The organism is Pseudofrankia coriaricola, from assembly GCF_032027725.1.
Classification (GTDB): domain Bacteria; phylum Actinomycetota; class Actinomycetes; order Frankiales; family Frankiaceae; genus Pseudofrankia.
Window position 1 is genome coordinate 41,193 of record NZ_JASNFO010000058.1, and the last position, 16,650, is coordinate 57,842.

A 16,650-nucleotide genomic window follows, 5' to 3' on the forward strand; every position below is an offset into this window, starting at 1 on the left:
GCCACAGCCCGCTTGCTTCTGTCACCGTCCCGCCTGCCCGGCCGCCGCGCCCTCAATCTGCCGCGCCCGTGCCTGCCGCTCGGCCGCGATCCGCGAGAAGTGCTCGTGCGCCAGCTGCAGATCCCGCTCCCGATCCACCGTGAAGAACGGCCCGACGTAGGTCCGGTCCGGCCCTTGCAGCGTGTGCACCTTGCGGCTGAGCGATATCTGTTTGTCGAGTTCCTTGGCCAGGTCGCCAGGCAACTGCCGCCCGAAGCTGTCGTACCGCGCCTTGCGCTCATAGTCCTGCAGCACAGGGAACTGCGTCCGGTAGACAGTCACCAGTTCGTCTGCAGTTAGCCCTAGCATGATCGCGACGATCGCGTCGATCTCCACCAAGGCCTGCCGCCTACCCGCGGCCCGCCTCAACGGCGTGCCGGGCTCCCACGTCGGAGTGACATCGCCAAGTCCCGGGCGGTCGTGGTAATCGACACCGACCCCAGGCGCCCAATCGTCTGCATGCCAGTCTAGCAGATAGAGCTGTTCCCAGATAGGGGCATATGGTCGAACGAGACAGTTCAGCCGCAGGGCACGCAACGTCAGAAGTGGCTCCAACACATGCCCGCGCAGGTGCGGAATATTTCGCATGAGCGGAAGAGTGATGTGGCTTGATCCCGTGGATTTGACGAGGAAGTCGGCGATCAGGGATGCGGAGATCCCTGCGGCGACGACGAGATCTTCCATACTCGGAACGGAAATGCTGTTGACACCGTGGACATGCGTTGGCCCCGGGGGCATCAAGGCGGTCTGCAAGGTCCTGACTGTCACAGAGTCCGCCATTTCGCGCCAGAGCAAGCGAAAATAGTCGTTACTGGGACGACCGTTCCATCTGGGGTAAGCGGCCCGATACTCGTCAACCGGCTTTGACCGCTGGTACGTGGTGCGCGGAATAAATTCATCAGAAACGGATTCAAGGTCAATTGACACAGTATCGGCGGCGTTACGCGAGGTCGGGTTCGGTTGCTGGTAGAGGGGGGTGGCCACGCTCAGATGCGGACCTTGAATGATCACGTCTCCCCATGTTGATGAGACGGCAGGTCGGCGCTCAAACCAGCCGTCTTGACGGGCTTCAGACTCGTGCCATCCTCGCGTCCACGAGACTTGAAGTTCCCCGAGCCTTGGAGCTCCCACAAGTTTACCCAAGACGGCCGCCGCGGACTGATTCACTGGAAATAGCATGCGAGTCTGGTCGGCCGGGACCCGCGCCTCTTCAAGTAGCCCCGCCCACTCGCGAAGCACTCTACTATCAACTCGAGTTATACGAGATCTATGCGGCCGGGTGTCCCATTTTCCAAAATGATCACGCACTCCCGGCTCGGGACCCGAGCTGTCATGAATGAGAGAACGGTCGACAATGTCCGGCCAGTAGATCCAGCTCGCATGCAAGAAGGAAACGTCGCGCGCCACACCATAGGTATGTATACCGAAAGCCCGCTTGTCGCTAATTTCCCGGAAGATATACATGTTATTCTTGAATCCCCAGTGGCGACGCAGGCGTCGATAAGCCTCCCGGCGGAGCGTCGCGGCGCGTAGTTCGGTGAAGTGGGACTCAGGATGGATCAGAGAGACGATTCCGCTTGGCGCCGCGGACCGCCACGCATGATCCATAAAGCAGCGATACAGGTCCGGCTGAAGACCATGCAGCAATGGCCGGTCGACCAGGCTTGCAAGATGCGCATACGCCCCGGCGTGCTCCGCGCGCTGGTCTAGGTGCCACGCATCAGCCCCGGTTAGTGCGAGCGTATACTTTCGGCGGTCCCGCTTCGCGGATTCAACTGCTTTGGTGTCGAGCGCCCACCACGGGTCGAACTCGGCGAGCACCCCAGGGTCGTCCCAGTCCGGGCGGACCCACGGCGGGTTTCCGACCTGGAGGTCGAAGCCGCCCTTGGTGAAGACCTGGGGGAACTCCAGTTCCCAGTGGAAGAAACCTTGGGTCTCGGCGATCTGGTCGGTAACGCGCAGCCACGGGTGGCGCGCCACGGCCTCGTCGGCCGGGAAGGCCGCCGCATAGCCGAGGTCCAAGGCCTCGGCGTCGTCGAGATCGCGCCAGCTCAGGTCGCCGGCGAACGTGGTCTGGCCGGCCTTCTCGGCCCGTTCGGCCTTCTTGTCTCCGCTGGCCTTGCCGAGCAGGGCTTCCAAGCCGGAGAGCCAGGCGTCCCAGTCGGGTGGGGCGACGTCGGTGGTCAGCGTCCAGGACCACAGGGCGCACCAGGCGTCCATCGCGCGGCGCAGGCGGCGGTAGGCGCTGCCGGGGTCGGCGAGGACCTTCTCGACCTGCTCGCGGCTGACCGGCTCCACCCCCTCGGGCAGCCCGGTGACGTCTGGGTCGGCGCCCCAGACGCCGGTGTCGCGGCGGATTCCGGCCTCGGCAAGCTCCAGCCGTCGCCGAGCGAGCGCCCACAGCGCCTCGACCCGGGTCGCGAGCCGCACGAGGCGCTTGGCGGTGGTCGCGTCGGGCGTGCTGAGGACGGCGGAGCGCCATTTCCGCAGTTCCTCGCGCTTCTCCGGCGCGTAAGTCTTCGCCTCGGGGGTGTCGACGACGGCGCCCCAGCCCGCGGCGGGTAGCAGGAAGTGGTGGATCCCGGCGCCGGCGGACGGGACGACGCCGGGCGCAGCCGGGTCGTGCAGGCCGATGTCCTTCGGGACGGTCGTCAGCCACGCCTTCTTCTTCAGCAGACTCGGGTCGTAGACGGCGCGGCGAGCGCCGATCAGGCTGTTGCCGCGGCGCAGGTGCAGGCCGAACCAGGGCGCGGCGAGGCCGGCCTGCATGGTGTCCAACCAGAGCGACACCTCGGCGAGCTCGACCGCCGTCGCGTTCAGGTCCACCCCGTAGACCTGGTGCAACGCGAGATACGCCTTCACCCGCTGCAGCTCGGCCGGGTATTCCTCGGCGGGGATGCGTTCGCCGCGCTCGTCCTGGGCGCGGCGCAGGTACTCGGCGGCGAGCTGGCGAACCGCCTCGATGGCGAACGCGCCGGAGCCGAGCGCCGGCTCGCAGATCGTCATCGTCAGGATGTCGGCGGCGCGGGTCGTCGTCCCGTCCTGGTCGAGCAGCTCGGCGAGCGCGTGGTGCACGACCGAGCGGGTCAGCGACTCCGGGGTATAGAAGGACGCGGACTGCTGGCGTTCCCGACCGGCCAGCCGGAAGACGAACGATCCCTTGCGGTGTAGCACCGGCTTGGGCTCGCCGGTCTCGCGGTCCTTCTCCAGGACCAGCGTGTCGGCCGGGACGTCGTGGACGCGCTCCGCCGGCAGCAGCCAAGTGCCGCCAGATGGGTCGCCGCCCTTCGCGACTTCGTACAGGTCGGTGTCGGCGATCATGCCGGACCAGGACATCAAGCCCTCGTAGACCGCGCCGAGCTGGTTGATCCCCAGCTCGCCGTAGGAGATAAAGCCGCGGTCGGCGCCCTTCTTCTCCGGGGTGAGCAGCAGATGGCGCAGCACCTGCTGCAGCGCCTCGTTGCCCAGGCCGACCTCATCGATCAGCGCGGTCGCCGCCTGCGCGAACAGGTCGGAGCGCAGCGCCTGGAACACCAGCCGGTCGCCCGGCACCGCCCGGTCGCCCTCGTCGCCGTCCGGCTCGTCCGCACCCGTGGCGTCGGCAGTCGACGGTTCCGCGGAACCGTCGATCTTCGCGTTCCGCGGAACGCGCGCGCCGCCGTCGCCGTCGCCGTCGGCGCGGCCCGCACCGCCCGGTTCCGCGGAACCGTCACGCGGGTCGTAGCCCGCCTCGACGAGGCGGAACAGCAGGGCGAGCGAGGAGTAGAGGTGGGTGCCGCGCCGGGCACGCTCGCCGGACAGGTCGGTGAGGATCAGGTCACGCAGCCGGTCGAGGCCGTAGCCGGCTTGGTATTCGGGCGCCTGAACGGGCAGCACCTCAAGCTGCGGCGACGCCTCCGCGTACAGCAGGAACAGGATCCGGTAGAGGAACCGCAGCGACTGGCGGGCCAGGTCCCGGCCGAGCCCAGGCACGTCGAGCACCGGCAGCCCGGCCGCGGTCCGCCGGTTCACCACGTCGTTCGCGATGATCGAGATCGACAGCCGCACGCCCCTGCGCAGGTCGGCCGAGACGCCGACGGTGTGCTGGACGGACTTCTCCAGCAGGCTGAGCCAGGGGGTCTGGCCGTCGTCGGCGGGCAGCAGCAGGTCCGGGCCGAGCATCGCGGCGGCGTGCTCCAGCTCGCCGGCCCGCTTCGTGTCGCGTCGGTCGACGACGACGCCGAGGTCGACGGCCAGCCAGCGGCCCTCCGGCCAGCGGCTCCGCTCCGCGAGCAGCACCCACCGACCGGCCTGGACCAGCACCAGCGGCGGCGCGTCATCGGCGAGGAACACGGTGGAGATCGTCTTCGCCAGCCCGTCCAGCGGCTTGCCGTCGACCAGCGCCGGGTCGAGCAACACGCCGGTGGCTGGGTCGAGCAGCTCCTCGACAGCGCGGACCGGTCTGGCCTCCAGGACCAGCAGCGCCGTCCCGGTCGGCGTCGGATGGACGACCGCCGCGGGCAGCCGCACCTCGTCGCCGGAGCGGTCCGACTCCCACACGGTGACGTCCCGGTCGAGCAGCAGCGCGCGGCGGACCTGGCGGTGCAGGTCGTGGACCGCGTCGACGGTCGGCTGCTCACCGAGGCCGCCGAACTGGCGGGCCAGCGCCGTGGCCGCGTCCCGCAGCGCCGAGCGGGCCGTCGGATGGCCCGCGCCCTCGGTCTCGTCCCAGCGGTCGCGCAGCGCCAACACCTCGGCGAGGAACGTGCCGCTGCGGGTGTCGGACGTCAGGTAGTGCTCGGAGATCCACGACTCGCCGACGATGACGGCGTCAAAGCCCGGCATCAGCCCTGCCCCTCCAGCCCCAGCCCCACCGGGCCCGGTTCCGCCGGCCCCTGCCCCGCGCCCGCGGGGATGACGACGACGAGCGGCCGCAGCAGTCGCTGGCTCGCCTTCAGCGACAGGGCGATCTCCTCCTCCAGGCTGACCCGCTTCGCCAGCCGTCGGACCTTCGCCCTAGCCGCGCCGGTCAGGGCGAGCTCCAGCTGCCTCGCCTCGTCGCGCCAGCGCAGCTGCCGGGACGACCAGGCCTGGAGACGACGGGCGAGGTCGGCGTGCTGGGTCTCCTCGGCGAGGCTCAGAACGGCCGCGGCCGCGTCGATCGCCGCGGGGACGAGCGCGGTCAGCTCGTCGGTGACGACCGCCGGCCCCGGGTTCACCGGATTCGGGCCCATCAGGCCGGTGCCGGTGAACAGCTCCAGGCCGTCGACAACGTCCGCGACCGGCAGGTCCGCGCGGCCGGTGGGGAACTCGACCGACACCATCTGCCGGGTGACGACCTGGCCCCGCTGGTTCATCAGCGTCGCCAGCACCAGCACACGGGGCGTGTCGACCGGGCCCCGGACCAGCGGCACCTCGCCCCGGCCCATCGCGGCGAGCACCTTGTCCGCCGCCCAGTCGAGCACCGGGTGCAGCGGCGACAGGAAATGCGCCTCCGGCCAGGTCGACCCGTGCGCCGGCAGCACCTCCCGGACGCTGACCGCGCCGTCGCCCTTGCGGGCCACGGCCGCGCCGCCCTTGCCGCTCTTCGGCACGGCAGTCGTCCTCGCCGGGCGGCGGACGCTCGGGGCGAGGCCTTCCCGGGCGGCGCGCAGGCTGTCGAGCGCAACCTCGGGCGCGGTGGCGAGCAGCAGCTGCTCGCGCACGCCGCGCTCGGCGACGTAGGACGCGGGCAGCGCGTCGAGGCGGACCCGCAGGTCCCGCGGCGGGGCGAGCGAGACCAGCGCCCTGCCCTGATGGACCGTCCAGCCGACGCCGCCGCTGCCTGGGGGCGCGCCCCGGTCCTCGTTCGGCGCCCGGGCCGGCTGCTCGTAGACCTCGGCGAGCGCCTCCTCCAGGAAGGCGACGTCGCTCGGGTACAGCGACTCGCGCCGACGCTGCGTGGGCGGTGGCGGCAGCGCGGCCTTGGCGGCGGCGATGACGAACTCGCTGTCGAACGCCGGGTCTCCCCCCGCGGCCGGCTCGTCGTCGTCCTCGTCGTCGAACATCGACATCAGGTCGCCGTCGCCGTCGCTGGCGTCGGTGGCGCTGCGGTTGGTCGCGTCGTGACTGGTGGAGGGGGCCGTCAGGGCGGTCGTCGGGTCGGGAACGATCTCGTCGAGGTCGAGGCGACGGGCCAGCGCGGCACGGATCGCGTTCTCCTCGGCCTTCTCCGAGTGCAGGTGCATCAGCGTGGCCGCGTCGCCGAGCGTGGTGTGCGCGAGGTGCTCCTTCTCCAGGAGGCGCTGCAGCACCCGGATGTCGCCGCTGAAATGCTCGTCGGACGGGGTGAGCGCGAGCGCGGCGATCTGGGGCGGATGCTGCTGGCCATAGCGGTCGATCCGGCCGTTGCGCTGCTCGATCCGGATCAGCGACCACGGGATGTCGACGTGCACCAGGTGATGGCACTGGGCATGCAGGTTCACACCCTCGCTGGCCACGTCGCCGGTGACCAGGATCCGAACCGGGCTCGCCGCCGTCTTGAAGTTGTCGACGATGCGTTCCTGCTCGACATCCGGCAATGCGCCGTGCATGACGGCTATCTGGCCGGGTGCGAGGCCGAGACGGGCCGGTAGCTCGTCGGCGAGCCAGCCGAGGGTGGCGACCCGCTCCGCGAACAGCACCGCCCGCGTCGACGAGCCAGGGCCTACCCCTGCGTCGGCCAGGTACTTGGCCAGTGCCGCCAGCTTGCCATTGGTCCCCGTGTTCGTGGGCGTCAGCGCGTCCTGGGCGAGGTCTCGTAGCCGTTCAAGCGCCTGGCGTTCCCTCTCGGTGTCACGGTCCGTCAGCGCGCTGATCCGCTTGAGCCGGCTCTCCGTCGTCTCCAACAGCGCCGCCGGGGAGGAGAGAAACGCCTTCGCAAGCGTCCAGGGGAACAGCGCCGAGCCCTTGCCCGAGATCGGGGCCTTCGCGCCGCCGCGTGGGTAAAGCCAGGTCTCCGACAACTCGGTGGCGAGCGCGTCTTCGGCCGCCGACGGCGGGACCGGGATGATGACGGGCTCCGGCCTGGGCGCCCAGTCAGCGCCGACCTCCCGCGCGACCTCCGGGGAGTTGCGGTGCCGGCGGACGAACAGCCGCGTCACGTCCGCGACGTCGTACTCGCCGTCCGGGCCGACCGCCGTCGGGTCCAGCAGGCGCAGCAGCTCGGCGAACGACTCCTTCTTGCCGTTGTGCGGCGTCGCCGACGCGAGGATCAGCGCCTCCGCATTCGGCGCAAGCACCCGGGCCAGCTCGTTGTTCAGCGTGCCGACGTTCGTCAGGTTGTGCGACTCGTCGATGACGACGACGTCCCAGCGGTGCTTCTCCAGGAACGACCGGTACCGCGGCGACTTCAGCGTGTCGATCGAGACGATGATCCGGCGATAGAACGTGAACGGGTTCCGGTTCGCGGGAAGCTTCTGGCGCACCCGCTGCAGCCCGTCCGAGTCCAGCCGCACCAGCGGCAGCCCGAACCGGCACCACAGCTCGTGCTGCATCTGCTCCAGCACATGGCGCGGGGTGACGACCAGGACCCGGTCGGCCCGACCCCGCCGTGTCAGCTCGGCGAGCAGCATCCCGATCTCAAGCGTCTTCCCGAGGCCGACGGCGTCCGCGATCAGCACCCGCGGGCGCAGGTTCTCCGGGGCCAACGCGTGCGCCACCGCCCGGCGCTGGTACTGCAGCTTGTTGACCAGCATTCCGTCCGACACCGTCAGCGACGGCTCCCCGAACGGCATCGGCGTCCGCCGCAGCGTCGCCTCCAGCCACAGCCGCGTCCGCCGATGCCTGGGCGACGGGTCGGGCCGCAGCCGGGCCTCCCGCGGGTCCAACAGCGTGATGTCGTGGTCCAGGGCGGTAAAGAAGGTGGCCGTCGTCTCCCGCACGAGCTCGCTCAGCCCGACAACATCCAGCCGCCAGTCGCCGCCGCCGCCCGCCCGCTCCGCGGCCGTGACCAGCCACTCCTCATCTCGGGCAATGACCACCGACCCCGGCGCAAACGCGACCATAATTGCTAACCCCCCGATGCGCCGCGTTCCACCCAACTACGGCGAGGGGTGAGCATAGTAGACAACGACCCACTAGGTGCGCCAGGTGATAAACGATCAATGCGCCAGACAAACCCAGGCTACGTGGCAGCAACATCACCGGACTCCATCCAACTTGACCCACCGAATCACCACGCATCGCGGTAGCGACACGCAGGCTGACGATCAAATCGCGCCACACGACGGCGCCCCGTGAACCTGGTCGCGGGCCCACAGCACCCCGAGGGCCTCGCGGGCCTGCGCGTTGATGGCCGCAGGTCGGCACGGACGATTCAGGCCGCTGCTGCGTGTCGGCGGGCAGGACGTACACCACGCCGCTGAGGTGCTTGCGGCATGCGCAAACGCCGCCCCGCAGTCGATGCGGCTCACCCAACCGTGGCGACCTCATCGACAGCCACGACCCAGCGGTTCACCAGCGGCCCGAGGACGCGACCGACAGCCGCGTCCGCTGCCCTTGCCTCCCGACAAGGGGCGAGCCGGTCCGTCGCGGCGGGGTGGATCGGCTACCTACCCGACTGTTCAGGTGGCTTGGCGTAGGAGGTTCGCGAGGTCGGTGGAAGTGAGGCGGGCTGAGGGGTCGGCGACGCCGTTGGTGAAGATCATTCCTTCCGATTCGAGGACCTGCCGGGGCGCGTCGGTGCGGGCTGGGTCTGGCCACTTGAAGCCCGGGGCGACCTTGCCGTCGGCGGTCAGCACTCGCCAGGCGTTCTGGCAGGACAGGCAGCTGGCGATGTGCTGGCCGAGCGGCTGGGCTTTGGTGCCGACTACCTGGGCGAGATCGCCGTAGGTGGTCCACCGGCCGGCGGGCAGGGCGTCGAGGTAGGCGTGCAGGTCGGACCAGTCGCGCCTGCTCTGTCCGGGGACGTCCTCGGCGAGATCCGCCAGGCTGTGTTTGGCCTCGTCCTCCCACCAGATCGTTCCGCGCACCGCGTCGGGCGCCGATCCCGTGGCTTGAGTAAGGATGTGCAGGACCAGCCTGGTCGGCAGCCAGGAGTTGCCGTCATGCTCCCAGCGAAGGGGACCCTTCGGGTCGTTCTGCCAGGTGGCCCGGCCGCGGGACGGTTGCTGCTGTACCCACTGTTCGAGCTGGGGCCGCTGCGCGGCCGTCGCGGCCGAGAGAGCGAGCCGGAGGACGGTCCCGTCGGCGAGTGTCTCCGCGTCGATGAGTCGCCGTACCGCCGAGGCCGACCGGGAGCGCTGGACCTCCTTCTGGCTGACGCGTTCGGCGTCGGCCCGCGCTGTCGGGCTGAGGGTGAACTCCTCGGCGCCGGGCGTTGGCCACAGCCGGTTGAAGCCCACGAGGATGCTGTCGTCGGCCGAGCGCCAGGCGGACACCTCGACCAGTTCGACGAGCAGGTCGAACTGCGAGAGCCAGACGGCCGTGTTAGTCACCTGCCGCGGGAACGCACCGGCCACCAGCATGATCCGGGGCTTACGAAGCAGCTCCGGATCGAGCTCGCCTCCACCAATGTGCTCGAGCAGCAGCGCCCGGGCGGCGTCCCGGTCCGTCAGGGTCCCACGCCTGGTGAGCCAGGCCGCGTGCGCGTCGGTGAGCGTGTCCAGCGTGAAGCCCGAGACCATCGCCGCATAGGTGATCGCCTGCAGATGGGTGTCCCCGGGTGCCGCGTCGCGCTTGAGCTCCACGACGACGAGCCGGCCGGCGGTACTGAGCCCGAGAACGTCGAGCCGGTCTCGGGCGCGGATCCCGTCACTACCAGTCCACTGATCATATTCGCTGGTCACGACCAGGACGTCCTCGCCCAGGATCGTGGGGTTGGCGAGAACCCACTCCTGCAGGTGGTTCCGCTCGCTCAGCCCGGCCTCAGCGAGCGAGACGGAAGACAGCGCTGTCGCCTTGCCGCCGTCGACCTTGAACAGCAACGTCATCGTCGTTTTCCACCCACCGTCCGGCGTCCTCGACCGCCACGCGCCGCACGTGGCTAGCGCACCACGAGTGCGACAAGTGTTTGTCTACCAGCTATCGGCCGCCTCGCCGTCTCACCGGAGTGATTCAGACGGGCACAGGAGACGGTCAGGAATCACCAGTTAATTCTGGGGCCGGCGTCGCTGGCCACGTGGGGCGATGGAAAATCGTTGGTGGCCGGCCGGTCGACGTCGGGTCGCCTTGGTGCCGTAGGTGGAGCCCGTCCGTTAGTTTGACGTGGGGATCTTCAGGCACGTGGGACTGCCGCCTCGAGCGCGACCTCTAGACTCTTTGATCATTGGGATCCCCCCGGACAGTCACCTGATGGTGTCGAGGTGTCAGGGGGTCTGGTGGAACAGCAGGTGTCGCGGTGCGCTGGTCTGGACGTCCACAAGGATGAGATCGTCGCCTGCGCCCGCCTCGCCGAACTCGTCGCCGCGACCAACGACTGGATCGCGCTGCCCCGCGCAGCGACCGGGCGCAAGCTCGAAGCGGCGCTCGAAGTCGCCGAGACGTCCGCTGATCCGGCCGCGATAGCCCTGGCGACAGAAATCCGTGCCTACCGGGCCGGCACCGGCGGACGGCTGGGCAATGGCCGGTGAGGTCCGGGCGCCGCCGAGAACACCCTCCGTCACCACGCCGTTCGGGCTCCTTCACCAGCGAGCTCCGGCCGACCCCGACCCGGAAGGGTCTATGCCTTCTTGACGGCCGTGTAGATGTTGTAGCGCCAGGCATCCTGGTGTTTCCACATCTCCACGCCGCTCATCGCGTTGACGGCCTTCTCCGTCTTTCCCAGCAGCCGCGCGAGGGTGTAGGGGACGCGGCCGAGGACCGCGAACACGCGCAGCATCGGCAGCATGCGGGCCGTCACGTCCTCGACCGACTCGACCTTGAATGACGCCGATTCGAGCAGGTTTTCGAGGTCGCCGTGGTTGAGGCGGTGCCAGGCCGGCATCGCGCCCAGCTCGCACACGGCGTCGAACGCCGCCCGCGCGGCCGGCGCCAACCGTTCCTTCGGCGTCCGCGAGTACTCGAACATCACGAGCCGACCGCCTGGGCGTAGAACCCGGTGGAACTCGGCCAGCACCCGCTCGGGATCGGCGGCGTGCACGAACGTCTCCATCGTGTAGGCCCCGTCGAACCCGCCGTCCTCGAACCGTGAGAGGTCGTGGTAGTCGCATTCGATGAACCGGGTGTGGCCGGTGATCCCGGCTAGCTCGCTTCGACGCCGGGCCTCATCGAGGTTGAAATCGAGAATGTCTATTCCGGTGACATCCAGGCCGAAATCGGCCGCCAGCGTGCGCGCTACCTCGCCCATCCCGCAGCCGGCGTCGAGCACCCGAGAGCCAGCGTCGAGACCGAGACGGCGTCCGAGCTGGTGCTCCATCCGGCGCATCGCCGGCGAGAACCGCCACCCGGAGTCCCCGGCCTCGTACCAGCCGAAGTGCTTCGTCCCGCGCAGCAGATACAGGTAACCCAGTCGTGACTCCGTGCGGTCGTAGTACCGAAGAACCGCCCCGAGGTTCGTGTCACCCACCGGCACCCCGCGCTCCATGCTCGGCAGACTACCGACTCAGACAGTCTGCTTGCTCAGACAGACTGATGGCTCCGACATAAGCGTGCGTAGGAAGGCTCACTGGCTGAGAAGCGGTCATACCTGCACGGCCCGGTCTGCCGGCGTTGCTCCGGTTCGCAGGCCTGCCCCGTTGTCGATCTATCTGGCGATCCACGGGGGATGGTGGTGGCGGTACGCGCAGCTCAGGTCATGGTGGTCGGTCAGATGACGGCTCCAGGGGGCGGCGTGTAGAGGGTGAGCGCGCGGATGGTGAGGTCGGTGGGCTGATCGGGGACGCGTCGGAATGGGCCCGGATGTGCCGGGCCAGGGCTGGAGTCGGCCAGCGAGTCGTCTCCGGCCAGTCCGGGGACTGCGACCAGCAGACGCCGTCGAGTCGCGCCCCGGTCAGGTCGGCGCCGGTGAGGTCCGCACCGACGAGATCGGCCCGGTGAAGGTTCGCGCGCGTCAGGATCGCGCCGACGAGGCGGGCCTCGCTGAGATGGGCACCGGTCAGGACGGCGTCGTCGAGCCGAGCGCCTGTCAGGTTGGCGTTGGCGAGGTCCGCGCCGTCGAGGTTGGCCCGGGACAAGCAGGCCTCGGCGAGGTCGGTCGCGGTGAGCTTCGTCTTGGCGAGTACCGCGCCAGTGAGGTCCGCGCCGGTCAGGCGGGCCGCCATGAAGTCTGCGAACGTCAGGTCCCGGCCGGCGAGGCGTGCGCCGACGAGTTGGGCCCCGGGGTAGTGGGCGATGGTCCAGTCAATGATCTTCTCGACGCGTTGCGGCACCAGTTCCGTGGGCTCGTCGCTGGCGGGCGGCGGCGCCCAGCCAGCGCGGCATTCCGGGTAGAAGGCGGGCAGCGGACCGCCTGGGGCTGGCCGCGGCCCGTGGGCGATCTCGTCGTCGACGCGGTGGACGACGTCGGGCGCGGGCGGCGCCGGTCAGATGCTCACCGCGTGTTCCTCGAGTGGCGGCTCGGCGTCGAAGCAGGCGGTACCGGCGGCTCGCGCGGCGTCGCGTCCCCTCGTCCGCACCTGGACCCGGTACCAGCCAGGCCCGCCGGGCGTCAGGTTCCACAGCTCGGGCGGCCCGCCGCTGTTCAGGTCGCCGAGCCAGGTCCGGCCCGTGTTGCTGTGATGGCTGATATCCACGACCATGGGCCAGCCGTCGAAGGCAGCGGCGGGCTCGTCGTCACGGACATCGACGATGATCCGGATCCGGCCATAGTGGGTCCCGCAGACCACGGCCAGGTGCCCGCCGCCCGCCCCGACCAGCGAGTTCCCCTGAAAGGCCTGGCTCAGGCCCACGCCCTCGGGGATCACGTTGTAGTCGCACGGGTAGTACTGGCTGTAGTCGACGCGGAAGTCGTCGGTCGTCCACCTCACCGGTCGACCATCGCAGCCGCGATCGATCTTCCGAACACACCCACGCCACTCGGCCAGCCAGGTCTTGAAGGCCTGTTTGGAGCGTCCCTCGACCATGTCCAGCAGCCTGGCTGGGCCGGTGCCGTCCCTGGATGGGGGTCAGGTCGATGATCACCGTGACGTATTTGTCGCCCTTGCGGGTGTGGCGCCACACATGCTCATCGACGCCGATCACGGCCACGCCGTCGAACCGCGTGGGATCGCCGATCACCACGCGCTTGCCCTCGGCCAGGACCGCGTCGTTGGCGGTGTTCCACGCCACGCCGAGCCCCTCTGCGACCCGGGCCACGGTCAGGTGCTGGACCACGAGACCCTCCAAGGCCCACCGCAGCCCGCGACGCGACAGCTTCGCTCGCGGCTGCGCGGCCTTGCTGGTGTCCTGTCGCCACACGTGCCCGCAGCCACTGCACCGGTAGCGGCGCACCGTCACCAGCAGCGTGGTGGGACGCCACCCGAGTGGCTCGTGGGCCAGCCGCCGGACCACGGTGTCACGCGCGACCCCTTGACCGCCGCAGCAATGGCACCAGTCGTCGGGCGCCACGACGCGACAGGCCAGGAAGGCACAGTCGGGCTCGAGTCGCTGCCCGATGACAACGAGGCCGAGCTCGTCCAACGGCAGAAGGTGATCAGGTCAGAGCAGGCGAAGCCCGCCGTCGGGGTAGCGTCAGGCACGTCGAGGTCTTCTGGAGAGGCGTGTAGGAACCCCCATCGTCAGGAAACTCGACTCCTACCGGCCCAACCACGCGCTGACCTTCATCACACCCAGCTATGAAGAACTGGTGCCGGCCCGGACGCCAGCTTCACGTTGACGCAAGGGCAGTGCACCCTGGTCCCGTCTGGGCCAGCACCTCGATCTCCCATCATCGGAAGACCTCGCCCCCTACCCGGTGATCACCGCGCGCACCCCGACCACCCTCAACTGCGAGAAGCCACTTCCGGAGCGGACGATGGACAACGAGATTCAGCTGATCAGTGACGGTGACGGACTGGCGGTCATCGGGAATGCGACGGATGTCGACCGCTTCCTCGTCTCGGAGGGACTGTCGTCGAAGGACCTCGGACTGCAACGACTCAAGTCCGTCGTCGGTACCGGGGCTGTAGTCGCGCAGGCAGGTTCGGAGATTGCCGCCAACTCCGGTCGCTGGGTGAAACTGACTCGGGAGTCGGCACAGCTTGTCAATAAGTACAGGCTGAGGGAAAGCTCGAAGACGGGTCTCAGCACAGGCGTGGTGAAGGGGTACAAGGGCCAGGTCAGGGGATTCGTCGAATTCGAGAAGGGGTCCCGAACGCTTCTGACCAACCCGGCGATTCTTGCTAGTGCTGCGGGGATCATGGCGCAGGTTGCGATGCAACAGACCATGGACGAGATCACCGACTATCTCGCCACGATCGACGAGAAGGTCGACGACGTGCTGCGCGCCCAGAAGGACGCCGTGTTGGCCCGCATGATCGGAGTGGGCTTCGTCATCGAGGAGGCCATGACCGTCCGAGAGGAGAGGGGCAGGGTCGACGAGGTTACGTGGTCGAAGGTGCAGGCCGCGCCGGCGACGATCGCAGAAACCCAGGCATACGTATTGCGTCAACTCGACGCACTCGCGGAGAAGATGGAACGCAAGACCAAGATCGACGATCTCGCCACGACGGCCAAGGAAGCTGAGTCCATGGTTCGGGAGTGGCTCGCTGTTCTGGCTCGCTGCTTCCAACTACAGGACGCGATCACGGTGCTCGAACTCGACCGAGTACTGGACGCGTCTCCGGAGGAGCTGAACGGGCATCGCCTCGGGCTGAAGGCTGCCCGGCAGAACCGGCTGGAACACATCTCACGGAGCACCGAGCGTCTGGTGGCCAGAATGAATGCGGCTGCTGGCACGGCCAACGCGAAGGTGTTGCTGCACCCGACCAAGTCCCCGGCTGTAGTCCAGTCGAGCAACCATGTCGCAACCAGCGTCTATGACTTCCACGGGCGGCTCGGGATTGAGTCTGGTCGCCAGTCATCGGAGGCGAGACGATGGGTGGACGCGGCCGCGGAGGCGAGGGACAAGGCGCTCGAGACAGGAGCAAAGGGCGTCGATGCCGCCAGAAGCCTCGGCAACGAGACCCTCGACCGGGCCAGCTCGGTAAAGGGCAAGCTCTCCAGCGGGATCGCCGAGCGAGCGCGCCGTCGGCGCGGGGACGAGGAGGAACGCGACGAGGAAGGCTGAGTGAGCGCCGACCGTCAGCCACGTGCGCAGCCCGACTACACCGTCAACTGCGAAGAGCCTGTTATCGGACCAGCTAAGCATCCTGGGGCGGCCGGCCGCCGATCGGCCAGCGGCGCTTGTCTCGCGGCCGTGCTCTGTGGCCTGGTCACGATTTCTCGGGGCGGGGGCCCGCGCTCGCGTAGTACGCCTTCCGGGCGCCCTGAATCATCGTCCGGGCGGCGCCCGCAGTGGTTCCCTCAATGTTCAGGGGTGGACGCAGGCGTTCGATGAGCTGCCGTTCGATGGCGCGGGGTTCGGGATGGAGGGCTGTGGTGATGCGCAGGTGCTGGTGCATCCAGGTGGTGAGCCGGATTTCGTCGTCCGGTAGGAGAACCACTCTGTCGGTCCACCGCGTGCGGTAGCCCTCGTGGGCCAGGAGGAGGCCAGCGAGGGTCCTGCGCAAAGTCGAACTCCCGGACCGCGCGAGGTGGTTCGACATGATCCTGGTGCGCAGCCGGGTCGCAATCCCAAGGTAGAGCAGCCGCACGTCCCCGATGATCAGATTCGGCTGGCCTGGCAGATCCGGGAACACGGCGGCCGACGCCCACCACGCGTAGAGACCAGGCTCGGCCGGAAGCGTCGCGGCATCGGCCAGGTCCGAGGGGCAGCCACACAGCTCCCTGATGACCCGTTCAAGGGGCCCTCCGTCAACCACCACACCATCGATTCTCACCCCAGACAGGGCGATGACCGACATCGCCGGCCCCACCGGGCCGCTCAACCTCCTGGCGGTGGCTGGTCAGGCCGCGCGGGCGCGGGCGCGTCGCAGGAGGCTGCTGATGGTGAGGGCGCGGTTGGCGGTCTCGGGGTGCAGGTGCCGGCCATCGGGCCGGGTGAACATCAGCTCTCGCAGCCGGACGGGCCGGCCGCGCCGATCGGGCAGGGTGCCATTGCACCGGGCATCGCCGAGCTTCCCGCGCGCCGCGTCCAGCGCCAGCCGGTGCGCCGCGAGCGACCCGAGCGTGGTCGGATCGAGGCCGACATCGACACGCTCAACGCCGCCGCCCGCTCCATGCTCGCGGCAGATGGCACCCAGGGTGTAGGCGATCAGGTGCGGCTCCCGGGATCGTCGCGCGGCTTCCAGGGCGGTACCTTGGAGGTACTGGAGGCACCAGGCGGCCTGGGATCTGGCAGGAGGGGAACGGACACCGCGATGATCGAGCACACGCCCCGGCAGGTGGCGGTCAAGGTCTCCCCCGAAGGGGACAAACTGATTACCAGCGGCGCGCACTACCTGCACATGAGCAAGAAGGATCTCGTCGAGGCGGCGGTCGCGTTCTACCTGGACGCGCGCCGCGAGGAGATGCAGGCCGGCATGCGGGAGCTGCTGAGCGAACTCGACGGCAGCCGTGCCTCGCGTGTGGCGATGCTCGCGGGGATGACCCGCGCCGAACTCGACGCGGTCGGCGGCGTCGACGAGGACGACTGAC

At 69.1% G+C, this 16,650-nt stretch carries 10 protein-coding genes and 1 pseudogene; 3 read left to right on the top strand and 8 right to left on the bottom strand.

Annotated features, from left to right (window positions below):
• Positions 1 to 21 precede the first annotated feature (21 nt).
• From QOZ89_RS28865 to QOZ89_RS28875, 3 genes are all read right to left on the bottom strand, one after another.
• Positions 22 to 4,863, bottom strand: a complete 4,842-nt coding sequence (locus QOZ89_RS28865) for an Eco57I restriction-modification methylase domain-containing protein (protein ID WP_312626605.1) — start codon at positions 4,861 to 4,863, stop codon at positions 22 to 24.
• A complete protein-coding gene (locus QOZ89_RS28870; RefSeq protein WP_312626607.1) occupies positions 4,863 to 8,042 on the bottom strand; it encodes a helicase-related protein in 3,180 nt (1,059 codons plus the stop codon). Before QOZ89_RS28870 ends, QOZ89_RS28865 begins: the two co-directional genes overlap by 1 nt.
• Positions 8,043 to 8,600: 558 nt before the next feature.
• Positions 8,601 to 9,968: an MGMT family protein gene (locus QOZ89_RS28875; RefSeq protein WP_312626609.1), complete on the bottom strand. Its 1,368-nt coding sequence runs from the start codon at positions 9,966 to 9,968 to the stop codon at positions 8,601 to 8,603.
• Between the two features lie 372 nt (positions 9,969 to 10,340).
• Here QOZ89_RS28875 and QOZ89_RS28880 point away from each other — a divergent pair, with 372 nt between their 5' ends.
• Entirely contained in the window at positions 10,341 to 10,607 is a 267-nt protein-coding gene (locus QOZ89_RS28880; protein ID WP_312626611.1) for a hypothetical protein, read from the top strand.
• A gap of 89 nt (positions 10,608 to 10,696) precedes the next feature.
• On the opposite strand, the gene QOZ89_RS28885 is transcribed toward QOZ89_RS28880, so the two are convergent.
• The 4 genes and pseudogenes from QOZ89_RS28885 to QOZ89_RS28900 all read right to left on the bottom strand — a co-directional run.
• Positions 10,697 to 11,548: a class I SAM-dependent methyltransferase gene (locus tag QOZ89_RS28885; RefSeq protein WP_312626613.1), complete on the bottom strand. Its 852-nt coding sequence runs from the start codon at positions 11,546 to 11,548 to the stop codon at positions 10,697 to 10,699.
• Between the two features lie 220 nt (positions 11,549 to 11,768).
• The gene (locus QOZ89_RS28890) at positions 11,769 to 12,344 is read right to left on the bottom strand and encodes a pentapeptide repeat-containing protein (RefSeq protein WP_312626615.1); all 576 of its coding nucleotides are present in this window, start codon (positions 12,342 to 12,344) and stop codon (positions 11,769 to 11,771) included.
• 153 nt (positions 12,345 to 12,497) lie between these two features.
• Positions 12,498 to 12,941, bottom strand: coding sequence for a hypothetical protein (locus tag QOZ89_RS28895; RefSeq protein ID WP_312626661.1), 444 nt, complete (start codon positions 12,939 to 12,941; stop codon positions 12,498 to 12,500).
• Positions 12,942 to 12,983: 42 nt separating this feature from the next.
• Positions 12,984 to 13,652, bottom strand: a pseudogene (locus QOZ89_RS28900) (transposase); the annotation flags it as partial.
• Positions 13,653 to 13,927: 275 nt separating this feature from the next.
• Between QOZ89_RS28900 and QOZ89_RS28905 the strand changes: the two are divergent.
• A complete protein-coding gene (locus tag QOZ89_RS28905; RefSeq protein WP_312626617.1) occupies positions 13,928 to 15,181 on the top strand; it encodes a hypothetical protein in 1,254 nt (417 codons plus the stop codon).
• Between the two features lie 145 nt (positions 15,182 to 15,326).
• Here QOZ89_RS28905 and QOZ89_RS28910 read toward each other — a convergent pair whose 3' ends face one another.
• A complete protein-coding gene (locus QOZ89_RS28910; RefSeq protein WP_312626619.1) occupies positions 15,327 to 15,917 on the bottom strand; it encodes a GIY-YIG nuclease family protein in 591 nt (196 codons plus the stop codon).
• A 111-nt stretch (positions 15,918 to 16,028) separates the two neighbouring features.
• Here QOZ89_RS28910 and QOZ89_RS28915 point away from each other — a divergent pair, with 111 nt between their 5' ends.
• Positions 16,029 to 16,649: a hypothetical protein gene (locus tag QOZ89_RS28915; RefSeq protein ID WP_312626621.1), complete on the top strand. Its 621-nt coding sequence runs from the start codon at positions 16,029 to 16,031 to the stop codon at positions 16,647 to 16,649.
• Position 16,650 lies beyond the last annotated feature (1 nt).